The following is a 15,790-nucleotide window of genomic DNA, read 5'->3' as shown; positions in this document are numbered from 1 at the left end:
TGGGGGGCATATGCCCCCCTTTTTTTATGCGCGATTTGGCGATGCGGCGTCAGTGCCGATAGCCTTTGCCGTAGTGCCGCTCCAGGCGCACCTGGAGCAACTCCAGGGCAAACGACAGCAGCCAGTAGATGGCGGCTGCAGTGGTCAGCATTTCCAGGTAGCGGTAGCTGGAGCGGCCATAGGACTGCGCCAGAAACATCACTTCCCAGACCCCCATCACCGAAATCAGCGACGAATCCTTGAGCATGGAAATGAACTGGTTGGCGCTTGGCGGAATGATCGTACGCATGGCCTGGGGCAGGGTGATGTGCCAGAAAATTGCCCGTGGGCGCATCCCCAGGGCCATGGCCGCCTGCCGCTGGCCGGGCGCCACGCCAATGATACCGGCTCGGAAGATTTCACTCAGGTAGGCACCGTAGTTCAACGACAAGGCAATGATCCCGGCGCTGATCGCACCAGGTACAACGCCAATTTGCGGCAGGCCCAGGTAGATCAAGAGGATCTGGATCAGCAGCGGCGTGCCGCGAAAGAACGAGGTGTAGAAGCTGGCGATGCCCAAGGCGACAGCGCTGTTCGACAGGCGCGCCAGCGCCGCAGCGAAACCCAGTATCACCGAGCTGAGCATCGAGCACAGGCAAAGGAACAGGGTCAGTGCTGCGCCTTGCAGGAAACCATTCGGTGCCAGGTGCAGCCCGAGCAGGTTAGGCAGCTTGTCGAGGATGATCGAAAACTTCAGGTCGAAGCTCAGGAAGAACCCGACGAACATCACGAACAACGCTGCCCACGTCAGGTAAAGGCGCGTGCGAAAACCGAACAGGCGCTGGCCCAGCGTGCGCGTAGCCTGGCTGGGCGGTGGCTGATAGGCACTCATTTACTGATATCGGCGCCGATCCACTTCTGCGACAGGCGGCTCAGGGTGCCGTCCTGTTTCAGCTCGGCGAACACTTGCTGAACCTTGGCATTCCAGGCCGCATCACCTTTCTCGATGGCCACCGAGTTAGGTTCTTCATACAGCGCCTGGCCGGCCAGTTTGAAGCGCGCATCCTGATTCAGGCGCGGCTGGGCGGTGACCAGGTTGGTGAGGATCGCATCGAGGCGCACGCCGGCACCCAGGCCCAGGTCCTGAAAGGCCACGTTGTCGGTGTCATAGGGGGCGATCTGGACGTTCTCGAATGGGTAGTCCAGGGCCTTGTCTTCCGCGCCTTCAATGACGAGGTTCTTGTTCAGGTAGCTTTCGTAGCTGGAGGCGCTGGTCAGGCCGACTTTCAGGCCGCTGAGGTCTTTAGCGCCGTGAATACGGTCATCCTTGGCGTTGACCACGATGACGGCAGGCGAAGCGTAGTACTCCACCGGGAAGTCGAAGACCTGGGCGCGAGCCTTGCTCGGCGTCATCGAGCAGATGCAGATATCGTATCGACCGCTCCAGCGACCGGCGGCGATCACGTCCCAGGATGGGGTTTCCAGGCGCAGTTTGACACCGAGTTTTTCGGCTACGGCCTTCGCCACATCGACATCGAAGCCGTCCAGCTGGTTCTGCTCGTTGAGGAAAGAGAATGGCGGGTAGCTTTCCATCAGCACGCCGACCAGTTCCTTGCGTTCTTCCACGCGTTGCAGCGTTGCCCCCGCCAGGGCTTGGGTGGTCACACTCAGTGCCAGCAGGCTGGCGCCCAACAAGGTGGAAAAACGCATGGAAAATCACCTGAAAAAAGAGTTGTTAAATTGAATGTCCGGCGTATTAAATAGTTATAAGAAAAACTCTACTAGTAAGTTTTATTTATATTCATAGAAGTGGACGTTATATGGGTGAAAGTGCGGTGGTGATTCTCGATGGTGGCATGGGCCGTGAGCTGCAGCGCCGTGGCGCGTCCTTTCGGCAACCGGAATGGTCGGCGCTGGCCTTGAGCGAGGCCCCGGAGGCTGTGGTGGCCGTGCACGCGGCCTACATCGAAAGCGGGGCGCGGGTCATTACCAGCAACAGCTATGCCGTGGTGCCATTCCACATCGGCGAGGCCCGCTTTGCCGCTGAAGGGCGGGCCTTGGCCTCGACCGCCGGGCAACTGGCCCGCGCTGCTGCGGACGCCAGTGGCCAGCCGGTACGGGTTGCCGGTTCATTGCCACCCCTGTTCGGCTCGTACCGTCCCGACCTGTTCGATGCCGCTCGGGTCAGCGAAGTCCTGACGCCGTTGGTTGAAGGCCTGGCTGAGCATGTCGACCTGTGGTTGGCCGAGACCCAGAGCTCCATCGTCGAAGCGCGGGCCATTCGTGCCGGCCTGCCCAACGATGGCAAGCCGTTCTGGCTGTCCTTCACCCTGCAGGACGACGATGTCGATGACCTGCCACGTCTGCGCTCTGGCGAGCCCGTCAGTGAGGCTGCCGAAGTAGCCGCACAGCTGGGTGTGCAGACCTTGCTGTTCAACTGCAGCCAGCCGGAAGTCATCGGCGCGGCTATCGATGCCGCACGCGAAACCTTCGAGCGGTTGGGTGTACAGATTGCCATCGGCGCCTACGCCAATGCGTTCCCGCCGCAACCCAAGGACGCTACCGCCAACGATGGTCTGGACGAGCTACGCGAAGACCTTGATCCGCCGGGCTACCTGCACTGGGCCGAAAATTGGCGTCAGCGCGGTGCAAGCCACCTGGGTGGTTGCTGTGGCATTGGCCCGGAGCACATAGCCGTCCTGGCGCAACGCCTGCGCTGATCCTTCAGGCGGATTCGCGACACGCCTCCAGCGTTCTGAGCTGACCGTCAGGGCGCTGGTTTTCTGCCGCGAGCCAGCGCTCGAAACCGGCAGCGATGGCAGGCCATTCATCGTCGGTGATCGAGTACCAGGCCGTATCGCGGTTCTGTCCCTTGACCACCATATGCTTGCGAAACAGCCCTTCATAGTGGAAGCCGAAGCGTTCAGCCGCCCGTTTGGAACGGCTATTGGCGTCGTTGCACTTCCATTCCAGGCGGCGGTTTCCCAGCTCAAAGGCCAGCTTGCCCAGCAGGTAGATGGCTTCGCTACCTTTCGGCGTGCGCTGCATGGCGGCGCCGAAGGCGACATGGCCAATCTCGATACGACCGTGTGCTGGCACTATCGACATCAGGCTGAGAATGCCCTGGGCCTGGCCATTGTGCAGGTCAATGACGGTGTAGAACAACGGGTCACTGGTGGCGGCATTGCTGTCGAGCCAGTGGTCGAACGCTTCACGTTCTTCGAAAGGGCCGTAGGGCAGGTAGCTCCATAGCGCAGCGTCAGCATCGGGGCCATTGAACACTTCCCAGAGGTCGTCACGGTGCTGGCGCGGGTTGAGTTTCTCCAGGCGGATGAAACGCCCGGTCAACGGGGTGGCGGGTGGCAGTTTGGCGGGGTGCCAGTTCAGCAGAGTGTTCATGGGACGGCTCCTCGAATTACAACAGTTTGCGGAACTGAATGAAGCCCGGACGTTCGGCCAACTGCTCGTAGAGAGCGATGGCGGTGGTGTTGGTCTCGTGGGTCAGCCAGTGGACCTTGGCGCATCCCGCAGCGCTGGCAGTCGCGTAGACGAATTCGATCAACTGCCGACCAATGCCCAGGCCACGGTGCTCCTGAGTGACCAGCAGGTCTTGCAGGTAGCATGAGTTTTCCGTGGTCCAACAGGAACGATGATAGATCCAATGAACCATGCCCACGGCCTTGCCGTCGACCCAGGCCAGGGCTGCATTAATGGGTTCGGCGGGGTCGAGCATGCGTTGCCAGGTCACTGCGCTGACCTGCTCATCAATCTGGGTTTCGTAGAAACGCTGGTAGGCCTGCCACAGGGGCAGCCAGGCGCTATGGTCGTCGGCTTCGACCGGGCGGATCTGTACGGTGGGCATTTCAGGCTCCTTCAGGGTTGGCGCATCAGGGCGGCCAATTGGTTATCCAGTGGGTCTGGGCTCTCGCTCAGGCCTTTGCGTACGCCTTCAATGTCGGCGCTGTTGCGGTTCTGGCTGGTCTTGCGTTTGCCTTGCAAGCGCTCAATCGGCAGGGCGAAGCCGACAATCGCTTTGAGCATGCCGTTGATATAGTCGACGGGCGCGTCGTTGATCGACCAGGGCTGTGGGCGGCCACGCTCATGGCGCTCACTGAGGCTGTCGAGCAATGAGTGCAAGCGTTGCGGGTCGTCAAACACCTCGGCGCAGCCGTAGGCATGCACCGCCAGGTAATTCCAGGTGGGTACGGCTTTACCGTCCACGGCTTTGCTTGGGTAGAAGGTCGGGCTGACATAGGCGTCGGCTCCCGCGAAGATCAGCAGCGCTTCGCTGCCAGTGGCCAGGTCCTGCCACTGGGGGTTGGCTTTGGCCAGATGCCCGTAGAGTGTGCCGTTAGGGCCTTCGTCGCGTTTCAACAGCAACGGCAGGTGGCTCGCCTGCAAGCCCTGCTGGCCGTGTGTGACAAGAACGGCAAGGCGGGTCTGTTCGATTTGCTGGTGCAGGCTGTCGAGATCGGTGTCCCGGAACGCACTGGGTATATACATGGCGATAGTCCTTGGCGAATGCAGCCATCCTAGGCAGGCTATTGGCCTATGGTAAGAGCCATTCACTAACGATTTTATAGGTCCAATACCGTGCGCGAGCAGCCCCTGTCATTGCCCTTTGATCCAACGGGTATCGTACTTGATCGGCGTCTGGGGTTGAGTCGCCAGTTGTATCAAGTCTTGCGTGCCAGAGTGCTGGATGGGCGACTGGGCAGCGGTACACGTTTGCCGGCCAGTCGCGATCTGGCCAAGGCATTGGCGCTGTCGCGCAACAGTGTGGTGCGTGCCTATGACCAGCTTTACGCCGAAGGTTTTATTGAAAGCCGGGTAGGGGACGGCACCTATGTTGCTCAGTTGCCAAAACTATCCACAAATATATCCACAGGGTTATCCCGGGGTTTTTCCACAGCCTTATCCACAAAATCGCCAGAAAGCACTGAGCATCTAACCAGTAGAGTTATCCACACTGGGACTTTGAGTCGGCTTGAAAAGCATCATTTGCCAGCACCGAAAAGCGGGCCACCGAGGGCATTCCGGGTTGGTGCGCCCGCTTTCGATCTATTCCCCTTCGAGACGTGGGCCAAGCTACAAGCGGGTTTCTGGCGTAAGCCCGATCCGGCCTTGCTCGGTTACGGTGATCCGGCAGGTGAGCCGATTTTGCGCGAACTGATTGCGACCTACCTGCGTCGTTCTCGGGGACTTTCCTGCAGCGCTGAACAAATTGTGATCACCAGTGGCGCACAGCAGGCGATCAGCCTTTGTGCACAGTTGTTGCTGGAGCCTGGCGATGGGGTGGCTGTGGAAAACCCTGGGTACCGGGCTGCCGGGCATGCGTTCGCGCTTGCCGGGGCACGGGTGTTCGGTGTTGCGGTAGATAACGAAGGGATGGATTGCGCAGCCTTGTCGGCACTGCCCCAGTGCCGCCTGAGCTACGTGACGCCTTCACACCAGTACCCTACGGGCGTCACCATGAGCCTGGCCCGGCGTCTGGAACTGCTGGCCTGGGCTGAACGCAGCGATGGCTGGATTGTCGAGGACGATTATGACGGTGAATACCGCTACAGCGGTGCGCCCCTGGCGCCCTTGGCGGCCTTGGACCCACATGGCCGTGTGCTGTATGTCGGTACCTTCGGCAAGATCGCCTTTCCGGCCCTGCGCATGGGTTATCTGGTCGTACCGCCGCCATTGGTCGAGGCATTTTCCCGCTGTCGGGCACTGGCGGTGCGGCATTCGGAAATCGGTAATCAGGTGGTGATGGCGCAGTTCATGGCACAAGGGCATTTTCAGCGGCATATCCGTCGTATGCGCCGGGCAGCGTTGAGTCGGCGCAATGTGCTCAAGGCGGGGTGGCCTGTGGATATCCCTGGCTGCGGGGCAATGCCTGAGGTGGCGGCGGGCCTGCATGTCAAAGTCGATGTGGACAGCCTGGCACGCGAACGTGAACTGATCGCCCGCGCGGAGGCCGTCGGGGTTGAACTGAATCCACTGAGCGATTACTGGCTGGAGGACTCAAGCACCCCTGTGGATAAACGCGCCGGCCTGGTACTGGGCTTTGCTGCGGTGCCTGAAGCCGCGATCGCCGATGCCTTGGCACGCCTGCGGCGTGCCTGGCGTCGCTGATCAGGTGCCGGACTTGATCTTGGTCCAGGCCCGGGTACGTGCCCGTTCCGCATCGCGAGGCAGTGGCTTCAGTGCATAAAGTTTCGCCATGGCCTCTTCGGTCGGGTACAGGTTCGGGTTGTTACGGATGGCTGGATTGACCCGTTCTGTAGCGTCCTTGTTTGGGTTCGGGTAGCCGACGAAGTCGCTGATCGGTGCAACGACCTCTGGTTGCAACAAGTAGTTGATGAAAGCGTGCGCATCTTCGGGGTTGGCCGCACCTTTGGGGATGGCCAGCATGTCGAACCAGATCGGTGCGCCTTCCTTCGGCAAGCGCATGTCCACGATTACACCGTTCTTCGCTTCCCTGGCGCGGTTGGCTGCCTGAGAGAAGCTACCCGAGTAGCCGACGGCTACGCAGATGTCTCCATTGGCGATATCGGCCATGTATTTAGAAGAATGGAAGTAGGTAATGTATGGACGAATCTTCAGCATCAGATCCTCGGCTTTCTTGTAGTCGGCCGGCGCGCTACTGTTCGGTTCCAGTCCCAGGTATTGCAGCGCCAGTGGAAGGATCTCTGACGGTGAATCAAGCAGCGCGACACCACACTGCTTGAGTTTGGCGATGTTCTCTTCTTTGAAGATCAAGTCCCAGCTGTCCACCGGGGCGTTGTCGCCGAGCACTGCCTTGACCTTGGCCGGATTGAAACCGATTAGCACGGTGCCGTACATATAGGGCACGGCGAATTGGTTGCCGGGGTCGTTGGCCTCGATCAATTTCATCAGTTTTGGGTCCAGATGCTCCCAATTCGGCAACTTGCTGCGATCCAGCGGTTGGAACACCCCTGCTTCGATCTGCTTGGCCAGGAACACGTTGGACGGTACCACCACGTCGTAACCGGAGTTACCGGTCAGCAGTTTGGCCTCCAACGCTTCGTTGGTGTCGAAAATGTCGTAGATCAGCTTGCTCTCGGTTGTCTTGCGGAAGCCGTCCAAGGTTTGCGGGGTGATGTAGTCGAACCAGTTGTACACCCGTAGCGTGCGTTGCTCGGCGGCTTGAAGGCTGCTGGCGAGTAGTGTGCTGCAGAGCAGTGGGGTGAGTAGGCGTTTGAGTCGAATCATGGGTGTACCTCCTGCAGAGCGCGTTCGAAACCTTCCAGCACGTTCACCGCGTTGATACCGATTTCCGCTACGGCATACCCGCCCTCCATGACGAACAGCGTCGGTATGCCCAAGCGCGCGATACGCTCGCCCATGCGCAAGTAATCGGGGCTGTCCAGCTTGAACTGTGAGATCGGATCGTCCTTGAAGGTGTCGACGCCCAATGAAATCACCAGCACCTGCGCAGCATGGGCCTCGATCCGCTGGCAGGCCATTTCCAGTGCTGCGCTCCAGGTCGCCCAGTCGCTCCCGGCTGGCAGCGGATAGTTGACGTTATAGCCAACACCTTCGCCGTCGCCCTCCTCGTCGGCATAGCCGAGGAAGAAGGGGAACTCTGCCTGTGGATGGCCGTGGATCGAAGCAAAGAACACGTCGCTGCGCGAGTAGAAGATTTCCTGAGTGCCGTTGCCGTGGTGGTAGTCCACGTCAAGGATCGCCACGCGCTCATGGCCCTGGTCCAAGAACGCCTGAGCGGCAATCGCAGCGTTGTTCAGGTAGCAGTAACCGCCCATTACATCGCTCGCTGCGTGGTGTCCTGGCGGTCGGCATAGGGCAAAGGCACTGTGCGCGCCGGCCTGGATAGCCGCTTGCGCAGTCAGGGCAACCTGAGCTGCACTGTAGGCAGCCTGCCAGGTGCCTGCAGTGATCGGTGCGCCGGCGTCAAAGCTGTAATAGCCCAACTCGCCCAAAAGGCCGCGTGGTTTGACCTGTCGCAATGTGCGAGCGGGCCAGGTGAAAGGCAGCAGGTCTCCCGTATGACCCATATCGCTCCAACGCTGCCAGGCATGCTCAAAAAAGGCGAGATAGTCGGGTGTATGCACCCGTAGTATCGGTTCTCGGCCGAAGTCTTGTGGTGCCTGTACTGGGCCTATTTCGCGTACTTTTATGCGCTCCAGCACATGATCAGCGCGTGAAGGCATTTCAAAGCAGGGCATCAGTTGTCCGTCGATCAGCTCGCAGCGGCCGTGGTGGAGGCGGTGGTCATCAGAATAGATCGTCAGCATTTATTGTTCTCCGCGTTGACTGGCGTGGCCCATTGTTGATGGGTACGTTGCCTGTGGAGAACGTCGAATACGGCCAAAAGGGGATCTATATGGCCAGCCTGACTGTCCGCATTTCGCCCTTTATACGGCTATTCAGATGCGGAAATGACTTGGTGCCACGCCACTCCAGCGCAAGAAAGCGTGGCGAAAACTGGCGGTCTCGCTGAAACCGAGCAGTTCGGCAATGCGATGGATCGGCATCTGGTCTTCGCTCAGTAGTTGTTTGGCCCGTTCAAAGCGCAATTCATCAAGCAACTGTTGGTAGCTGCTGCCCAGTTCTTGCAGGTGGCGGCGCAAGGTGCGTGAAGAGCAGTTCATCTGGCGGGCCAGGCCCTCAAGGCCGGGCGGTGCATCGAGCTGTTGCAGTAGCAACTGGCGAATTCGGCCGAGCCAGGCCTGACGCCCGGTAAACTCCAGGTTCTGCTGCCGACAGCGTTCGGCCATGGCCCTGTGAGTAACGGCATCCGCCAGTGGCAGGGGGTGAGCCAGCCAGTCAGCGCAGAAGGCAAAGGCATTATCGATGGCGTCGAAATGCAATGGGCAGGAAAACGTCTGGCGGTAACGCTCATGGTAGTCGGGTTGCGGATAGGCGAATCGCGCACCGAGCAACGGCAATGGGCAGCCTAACAGGTCGTCGCAAATCACTTTCAGCGATCCTATGCACAACTCGGCATTGAACGCCGCCAGTTGGGGTTGTTCGCGGTAGTCACTGGCGCTGAGCCATATTTTGTCGCCGTCTTCGATCAGGCGCAGATGAAAAAGTGTTCCCAGCAGCGCGGGGTAGCGCAGGGCCAATCGTAAAGCGTCACCTAGGGTGGCACTGGAAAGCAGTGCATAACCGAGCATGCCGTAGGACGAGACATGCATGCGCGGCCCAAGTTCCAGGCCGATTTCACGACGTAGGGCAACGGCGTTGGCACACACCAGCATCTCCTGGCGGGTGGTGATGCGCGGGTCTGAGCGCTTTAGGTCGGTCAGGCTGATACCGCTGCCGACAAGTAATTTCTCGCTGCACAGGCCTTCGCTCTGAAAGGCGTTCAGCATGAGCGACACAGCATTGAGGGTGGTCAGGTGCGAGTGCAGCATGTTTGAGATCCGACAAAGGGCTGCCTGAAACTTAGCAATTTATGTGCCTTCAAGGCGCCTTTGCCAGCAAGGTCTATTTTTCCTGACGATGCACTCAACGCAGTTCCCCGCACACATCGAGTTCAACCAGGCGACGTACTTCGTCCACCGGCAGCCCCGCGCCCAGCAAGGCCTGCAATTTACCGAAGGCTGCTTCGCGGGTCATGCCGCCGCCAGACACTACGCCCACTTCACGCAGTCGACTGCCGGCCTCATAGACATTCAGGTCGACACCGCCCTCGTGACACTGTGTGATTGCCACCACCACAATGCCGCGGGTCTGGGCGAGCTTCAGGCTGGCAAGAAACTCGACGTCATCGCAGGGGCCCGTGCCGCTACCGAAGCATTCCAGGATGACGGCTTGAACACCACTGTCGAGTACCGCCAGCAGTGGCTGGGCAGCAAAACCGGGCACCAGTGGCAGCACCGCAACCTGGGCGGTTTGCTTGGCGTGACGGTAGTCCAGTTCGGCGGGTAGCGATGCAGCCTTGGCTGCACCACCGAAGCGCTTCAGTGTGGCAAAGGGATGGCGGCCATAACTGCGGACCTTGGCGCAGCGGGTCGGCGTAAGCAGCTCGCCGTGGAAGTACAGTTGCACGCCCGATACGTGCCCGGCGGCCAGTGTCTGCAAAGCGCCAACGATATTTTCTTCGGCATCGCTGTCGGGGGCGCCGGCTGGCAGCATCGAGCCGGTAAACAGCAGCGGTGCCGGCAACCCCAGCAACTGGAAACTCATGGCGGCCGCGCTGTAGGCCAGGGTGTCGGTACCGTGTAGCACCAGCACGGCATCGCAGCCTTGGTTGTCGACCGCGTCGATAACGGCTTCGCGCAGGCGCTGCCAGTATTGCGGGGTCATGTTGGCGCTGTCGATCAGCGGCAGCAGTTCGCGAAACTGCCAATGGGGCAACGCCAGGCCCGTCAGTTGTTCGCGCATCCGTTGTTCAAAGCCTGAGGCCGGCGTCAGGCCGTGGGCGCTGGTCTGCATGCCGATGGTGCCGCCGGTGTAGAGCACCATGATATTGCGAGCGGGATGCGCGGTAACGGGGTTCATTCGCCTGTCTCCGTGGTCAGTCTTGTTAGAAGCAGATCACAGTACGCCATCGTCGTGAGCCTTGTCTGCGTCAGCAGGGTAAAAGCTGTAGATGAAATCGCAGGCAAAAAAAAGGGCCTGGAGCATTCGGCTCCAGGCCCTCAAAAGGTGAGAGGTGTCTAGTCCCTCGACCTGGTGAGCGGTTTGCATGAGGTACTGAGGGTTAAGCCTTCAGCGGTACCAGACGCGGTGCAATCATGTTTTCCGGGCGCAGGATGTCGTCGAGCATGGCGTCGTCGAGCAAGCCTTCTTCGCGCACCAGTTCCAGTACGCCGCGGCCGCTTTCCAGCGCAATACGGGCGATACGGGTGGCGTTTTCGTAGCCGATGTACGGGTTCAGGGCAGTGACCAGGCCGATCGAGTGCTCGACCAGTTCACGGCAGCGCTGCTCGTTGGCAGTGATGTCGACGATGCAGTGCTCGCGCAGCATGTCCATGGCGCGTTGCAGCAGGCGGATCGAATCGAAGATCTTGTAGGCGATCAGCGGTTCCATCACGTTCAGCTGCAGTTGGCCGCCTTCGGCTGCAATGGTCAGGGCCAGATCATTACCGATGATGGCGAAGGCCACCTGGTTGACGGCTTCCGGGATCACCGGGTTGACCTTGCCTGGCATGATCGAGCTGCCCGGCTGGCGTGCTGGCAGGTTGATTTCGTTGATGCCGGTGCGCGGGCCGCTGGACAGCAGACGCAGGTCATTACAGATCTTCGACAGCTTGACCGCAGTGCGCTTGAGCATGCCGGAGAACAAGACGAATGCGCCCATGTCCGAGGTGGCTTCGATCAGGTCGGCAGCCGGTACCAGCGGTTGGCCGCTGATTTCTGCCAGGCGCTGTACGGCCAGGTGCTGGTAGCCTGGGTCGGCGTTGATGCCGGTACCGATGGCGGTACCGCCCAGGTTGACTTCCGTCAGGACTTCCGGTGCCAGGGTGCGCAGGCGGTTGAGGTCTTCGGTCAGGGTGGTGGCAAAGGCACGGAATTCCTGGCCGAGGGTCATCGGTACCGCGTCCTGCAGCTGGGTACGGCCCATTTTCAGTACGTGGTTGAACTCTTCACCCTTGGCAGCGAAGGCCTGGATCAGGCTGTCGAGGCTGGCCAGCAGGGCATCGTGACCAAGCAGCAGGCCCAGACGGATTGCGGTCGGGTAGGCGTCGTTGGTCGACTGCGCCATGTTCACATCGTTGTTCGGGTGCAGGTACTTGTACTCACCCTTTTGATGGCCCATGGCCTCAAGTGCGATGTTGGCGATGACTTCGTTGGCGTTCATGTTGGTCGAAGTGCCAGCACCGCCCTGGATCATGTCCACCACGAACTGTTCGTGGTAGTCGCCGCGGATCAGACGGGCGCAAGCCTCGCTGATGGCAGCGTGCTTGGTATCGTTCAGGTGACCCAGCTCGCGGTTGGCGTCAGCAGCAGCCTGTTTGACCATGGCCAGGGCCACAACCAACTTAGGGTAGTGCGACAGCGGTACGCCGGAGAGGTGGAAGTTGTTGGCAGCACGCAGGGTCTGGATGCCGTAGTAGGCATCAGCAGGGACTTCGAGGGTGCCAAGCAGGTCTTTTTCAACACGGAACGATGCAGCAGCGGACATGATAGATATCATCTCGAGTTTGGCCCGGCACATGCCGGAATGGCGCCAATCCTAGGTCTGCGGGAGTTTTGCGGCCAATGCTGTTGCACGCTAACCTATGCACAAACGGCATAATGGTCGATGTGACGCCAACAGCTATTCGAGCGTGTGCCATTTTGGTGCATGCCTGGAGACCCTTGATGAACCTTGAAAGTAAATGGCTGGAAGACTTCAGTGCGCTGGCCGCTACCCGGAGCTTTTCGCAAGCGGCCGAGCGCCGTTTCGTGACCCAGCCGGCCTTCAGCCGGCGTATTCGCAGCCTGGAGGCGGCGTTGGGTCTGACCCTGGTCAACCGTTCGCGTACACCCATTGAGTTGACGGCTGCTGGCCAGTTGTTTCTGGTGACGGCGCGTACTGTGGTCGATCAGTTGGGCGAGGTACTGCGCCATTTGCATCACCTCGAAGGTGGGCAGGGCGAGGTCATTCAGGTGTCCGCGGCGCACTCTCTGGCACTGGGCTTTTTCCCGCGCTGGATCGCCCAATTACGCAACGATGGGCTCAATATCGCGACACGTTTGGTTGCAACTAACGTTGGCGATGCGGTGCATGCCTTGCGTGAAGGGGGTTGCGATCTGATGTTGGCGTTCTATGACCCGGATGCCGCGCTGCAGATGGATGCGGAAATCTTCCCGTCGCTGCACTTGGGGCATACCGAGATGCTCCCAGTCTGCGCGGCAGACGCGGACGGCAAACCGCTGTTCGACCTCGAAGGCGAGGGCAGTGTGCCGTTGTTGGCGTACAGCGCCGGGGCATTCCTCGGGCGCTCGGTGAACCTGTTGTTGCGTCAGCGCAACCTGCGCTTCACCACAGTCTACGAGACGGCCATGGCCGACAGCCTCAAGAGCATGGCGCTGGAGGGGCTCGGTATCGCCTGGGTGCCACGGCTGTCGGCAAGGGCTGAGTTGGAACGGGGGGAACTGGTGATTTGTGGTGGCAGCCAGTGGCACGTGCCACTGGAGATCCGCGTGTATCGCTGCGCGCTGGTGCGCAAGGCCAATGTTCGATTGCTCTGGCGCAAGCTGGAGCAGGCTGCGGCAAGCTGATGTCTTTGCGGGCTTCCTACACCGTTTAGCTGCAAGCGCTACACGATGAAGGGGGGATGGCTGAATGCCGGGCGTTGGCATGACTTGTAGGTTATGTCGACGGCTTCTTCACGCCGCGCCTGTCATTAGGACGGGCGCACTCTTCTGAAAGGATTTCGGAATGCTCTATAAAAAATACGATCTTTACGAAAAGTACGGGGACTTTGACAAGTACGAGAAAAAGCCCGTGTTCATCTACCTGTTCTGCCACGATGATCTCGATGAAGGCTATCGACCGATCATCTACCGCGACTATCTGAAGGACTTGATGTATGAGCTGGAGCAGGTATTCCAGCGTGAAATCATTGTCGAGCTTCACTACGCCATCCCAGGTGTGACCGACTTCAGTTACAAGACCGAACTGGGCAGGGAGCGGTCGAGTCTCGATGAGTTCGCCTCGCGCGGAGCAACGTTTGCCCAAGAGAACGATCTGTCCTACCGCCACAACTATCGTTATGGGCTCATCACCCAGGACGGGATCTCCAGCAGCGTGCATGGCATGGCCCAGGTTGGCGGGAATTTTTTCCTGGCGTCCGTTCAGGGTTACCAGCATATCGCCCATGAACTGGGCCATACATTCAACGCTTCGCATGAGCATGCGGAAGTGACGTTTGGCATCCCGCCAACACAAACCTACATGCATGAAGCCAACAATCCGCTCTATGCGAAGGACTACAGATTCTCTGACGTCAATCGCAGCCGTATGGCCGATTTTCTCGCATCGGTAGAGTAATACCGGGTACAAAAGCAATGCGCCCTTGCTGCACTGACTAATGGTCGGCAAGGGGGCTTTCTTCTGGCTGCTTTACGGTATACTGCGCGGCCCTTGGCCGGTCCCACCTGCCAATGAATTCGCATAACAAGCCACGCCGGTCGTCCCGCGTGGCTTGTTGTTTTTTGACGCGCCTGAAGGCGCCCAAGAGAAGAGGCTCGACGATGAGTGCACTGGTTGGCGTGATCATGGGCTCCAAGTCCGATTGGTCCACCCTTAGCCACACCGCCGATATGCTGGAAAAACTCGGCATTCCCTACGAAGTGAAGGTGGTCTCCGCCCATCGCACGCCGGACCTGCTGTTCCAGTATGCCGAAGAAGCTGAGGGCCGTGGCATCGAGGTGATCATCGCCGGTGCAGGGGGCGCAGCCCACCTGCCGGGCATGTGCGCTGCCAAGACTCACCTGCCGGTTTTGGGTGTGCCTGTGCAGTCCTCGATGCTCTCGGGTGTCGACTCGTTGCTGTCGATCGTGCAGATGCCCGCCGGTATTCCGGTGGCAACCCTGGCTATCGGCAAGGCCGGTGCGATCAATGCCGCGTTGCTTTCAGCGAGCATCCTGGGGGCCAAGCACCCTCAGTTCCACGCCGTGCTGAAGCAGTTCCGCGCCGAGCAGACAGACAGCGTTCTGGACAATCCAGATCCACGCCAGGCCTGAGGTCACGAGCATGAAAATCGGTGTAATCGGTGGCGGCCAGTTGGGCCGCATGTTGGCCCTGGCAGGCACTCCGCTGGGCATGAAATTCGCTTTCCTTGACCCTGCACCGGACGCCTGTGCTGCGTCGTTGGGCGAGCACCTGCGCGCCGATTACGGTGACCAGGACCACTTGCGCCAATTGGCCGACGAAGTCGATCTGGTAACGTTCGAGTTCGAAAGCGTGCCAGCCGAAACCGTCGCCTTTCTGTCGCAGTTCGTACCGGTTTACCCAAGCGCCGAATCCCTGCGTATTGCGCGTGATCGCTGGTTCGAGAAGAGCATGTTCAAGGACCTGGGTATTCCAACCCCGTCCTTCGCCGATATCCAGTCGCAAGCTGACCTAGACGCCGCGGTGGCCAGCATCGGCCTGCCTGCAGTGCTGAAAACCCGTACCTTGGGTTATGACGGAAAAGGCCAGAAAGTACTGCGAACTGCAGCCGATGTAGTGGGTACTTTCGCCGAGCTGGGTAGCGTGCCGTGCCTGTTGGAAGGCTTTGTGCCATTTACTGGCGAAGTCTCGTTGATCGCCGTGCGCGCCCGTGACGGTGAAACCCGTTTCTACCCGCTGGTCCACAACACTCACGAGAGCGGCATCCTGCGCTTGTCGGTTGCCAGCAGCGAGCATCCACTGCAGGCGTTGGCGCAAGACTACGCCGGGCGTGTGCTGAAGCACCTCGACTACGTGGGTGTGCTGGCGTTCGAGTTCTTCGAGGTGGATGGCGGCCTGAAAGCCAACGAAATCGCGCCGCGGGTTCACAACTCCGGGCACTGGACCATCGAAGGCGCCGAGTGCAGCCAGTTCGAGAACCACCTGCGCGCCGTTGCGGGCCTGCCGCTGGGTTCGACCGACAAGGTCGGCGAAAGCGCCATGCTCAACTTCATCGGCGAAGTGCCGGCGGTGGAGCAGGTCATCGCTATCGACGACTGCCATCTGCATCACTACGGCAAAGCCTTCAAGGCCGGGCGCAAGGTTGGCCACGCCACCCTGCGTTGTGCCGACAAGGCCACGCTCGAGCAGAAAATCCAGCAGGTTGAAGCATTGATTTCCGCTTGAGCGGAACCTTCCTGCTCCCGCGTCCCTCTGATGGCAGGATGCCAAAGCGCTGACTAGGCT

At 59.9% G+C, this 15,790-nt stretch carries 16 protein-coding genes; 6 read left to right on the top strand and 10 right to left on the bottom strand.

What is annotated here, in order from left to right; genetic code table 11:
• Window positions 1-49: 49 nt before the first annotated feature.
• Together CYD26_RS12570 and CYD26_RS12565 are read right to left on the bottom strand one after the other, a co-directional pair.
• Window positions 50-871: an amino acid ABC transporter permease gene (locus CYD26_RS12570; RefSeq protein ID WP_065758099.1), complete on the bottom strand. Its 822-nt coding sequence runs from the start codon at window positions 869-871 to the stop codon at window positions 50-52.
• Entirely contained in the window at window positions 868-1,689 is an 822-nt protein-coding gene (locus tag CYD26_RS12565) for an ABC transporter substrate-binding protein (protein WP_065758100.1), read from the bottom strand. Before CYD26_RS12565 ends, CYD26_RS12570 begins: the two co-directional genes overlap by 4 nt.
• Window positions 1,690-1,799: 110 nt before the next feature.
• Between CYD26_RS12565 and CYD26_RS12560 the strand changes: the two genes are divergently transcribed.
• On the top strand, window positions 1,800-2,699 hold the full coding sequence (locus CYD26_RS12560; RefSeq protein ID WP_102052744.1) for a homocysteine S-methyltransferase family protein: 900 nt from the start codon (window positions 1,800-1,802) through the stop codon (window positions 2,697-2,699).
• Window positions 2,700-2,703: 4 nt separating this feature from the next.
• Here the strand turns inward: CYD26_RS12560 and CYD26_RS12555 are convergent, their stop codons facing one another.
• Genes CYD26_RS12555 through CYD26_RS12545 form a run of 3 tightly spaced genes read right to left on the bottom strand, consistent with a single transcriptional unit; the run spans window position 2,704 to window position 4,482 of the window.
• Window positions 2,704-3,378, bottom strand: a complete 675-nt coding sequence (locus tag CYD26_RS12555) for a GNAT family N-acetyltransferase (RefSeq protein WP_102052743.1) — start codon at window positions 3,376-3,378, stop codon at window positions 2,704-2,706.
• A 16-nt stretch (window positions 3,379-3,394) separates the two neighbouring features.
• On the bottom strand, window positions 3,395-3,841 hold the full coding sequence (locus tag CYD26_RS12550; protein WP_065758103.1) for a GNAT family N-acetyltransferase: 447 nt from the start codon (window positions 3,839-3,841) through the stop codon (window positions 3,395-3,397).
• Window positions 3,842-3,852: 11 nt separating this feature from the next.
• Entirely contained in the window at window positions 3,853-4,482 is a 630-nt protein-coding gene (locus CYD26_RS12545) for an FMN-binding negative transcriptional regulator (RefSeq protein WP_102052742.1), read from the bottom strand.
• 90 nt (window positions 4,483-4,572) lie between these two features.
• Here CYD26_RS12545 and CYD26_RS12540 point away from each other — a divergent pair, with 90 nt between their 5' ends.
• Window positions 4,573-6,102 (top strand): PLP-dependent aminotransferase family protein, encoded by a 1,530-nt coding sequence (locus tag CYD26_RS12540; protein WP_102052741.1) that lies wholly within the window; start codon window positions 4,573-4,575, stop codon window positions 6,100-6,102.
• Here the strand turns inward: CYD26_RS12540 and CYD26_RS12535 are convergent, their stop codons facing one another.
• From CYD26_RS12535 to aspA, 5 genes are all read right to left on the bottom strand, one after another.
• Window positions 6,103-7,203, bottom strand: a complete 1,101-nt coding sequence (locus CYD26_RS12535) for a polyamine ABC transporter substrate-binding protein (protein WP_099776394.1) — start codon at window positions 7,201-7,203, stop codon at window positions 6,103-6,105.
• Window positions 7,200-8,246 carry a histone deacetylase family protein gene (locus CYD26_RS12530; protein WP_065758107.1) on the bottom strand — a complete coding sequence of 349 codons (1,047 nt, stop codon included), beginning with the start codon at window positions 8,244-8,246 and terminating at the stop codon, window positions 7,200-7,202. The genes CYD26_RS12535 and CYD26_RS12530 overlap by 4 nt, the downstream gene beginning before the upstream one ends.
• A 132-nt stretch (window positions 8,247-8,378) precedes the next feature.
• The gene (locus tag CYD26_RS12525) at window positions 8,379-9,371 is read right to left on the bottom strand and encodes an AraC family transcriptional regulator (RefSeq protein ID WP_065758108.1); all 993 of its coding nucleotides are present in this window, start codon (window positions 9,369-9,371) and stop codon (window positions 8,379-8,381) included.
• A 94-nt stretch (window positions 9,372-9,465) separates the two neighbouring features.
• Complete coding sequence (locus CYD26_RS12520; RefSeq protein WP_102052740.1) at window positions 9,466-10,461, bottom strand: asparaginase; 996 nt, start codon at window positions 10,459-10,461, stop codon at window positions 9,466-9,468.
• A gap of 202 nt (window positions 10,462-10,663) precedes the next feature.
• A complete protein-coding gene (aspA, locus tag CYD26_RS12515) occupies window positions 10,664-12,088 on the bottom strand; it encodes an aspartate ammonia-lyase (RefSeq protein ID WP_065758110.1) in 1,425 nt (474 codons plus the stop codon).
• Between the two features lie 179 nt (window positions 12,089-12,267).
• Between aspA and CYD26_RS12510 the strand changes: the two genes are divergently transcribed.
• The 4 genes from CYD26_RS12510 to CYD26_RS12495 all read left to right on the top strand — a co-directional run bounded on the left by CYD26_RS12510 (window position 12,268) and on the right by CYD26_RS12495 (window position 15,730).
• Window positions 12,268-13,170 carry a LysR substrate-binding domain-containing protein gene (locus tag CYD26_RS12510; protein WP_102052739.1) on the top strand — a complete coding sequence of 301 codons (903 nt, stop codon included), beginning with the start codon at window positions 12,268-12,270 and terminating at the stop codon, window positions 13,168-13,170.
• Between the two features lie 160 nt (window positions 13,171-13,330).
• Complete coding sequence (locus CYD26_RS12505) at window positions 13,331-13,942, top strand: hypothetical protein (protein WP_102052738.1); 612 nt, start codon at window positions 13,331-13,333, stop codon at window positions 13,940-13,942.
• A gap of 203 nt (window positions 13,943-14,145) precedes the next feature.
• A complete protein-coding gene (gene purE / locus CYD26_RS12500; protein ID WP_065758113.1) occupies window positions 14,146-14,637 on the top strand; it encodes a 5-(carboxyamino)imidazole ribonucleotide mutase in 492 nt (163 codons plus the stop codon).
• Window positions 14,638-14,647: 10 nt separating this feature from the next.
• Window positions 14,648-15,730 carry a 5-(carboxyamino)imidazole ribonucleotide synthase gene (locus CYD26_RS12495; protein ID WP_102052737.1) on the top strand — a complete coding sequence of 361 codons (1,083 nt, stop codon included), beginning with the start codon at window positions 14,648-14,650 and terminating at the stop codon, window positions 15,728-15,730.
• The last annotated feature ends 60 nt before the right edge of the window (window positions 15,731-15,790 follow it).

Origin of the sequence: Pseudomonas sp. FFUP_PS_473, assembly GCF_002858665.1 — a bacterium.
GTDB classification, from domain to species: domain Bacteria; phylum Pseudomonadota; class Gammaproteobacteria; order Pseudomonadales; family Pseudomonadaceae; genus Aquipseudomonas; species Aquipseudomonas defluvii.
Note: the sequence above shows the minus strand (reverse complement) of the source record. Positions and strands in the feature narration are given on the sequence as shown.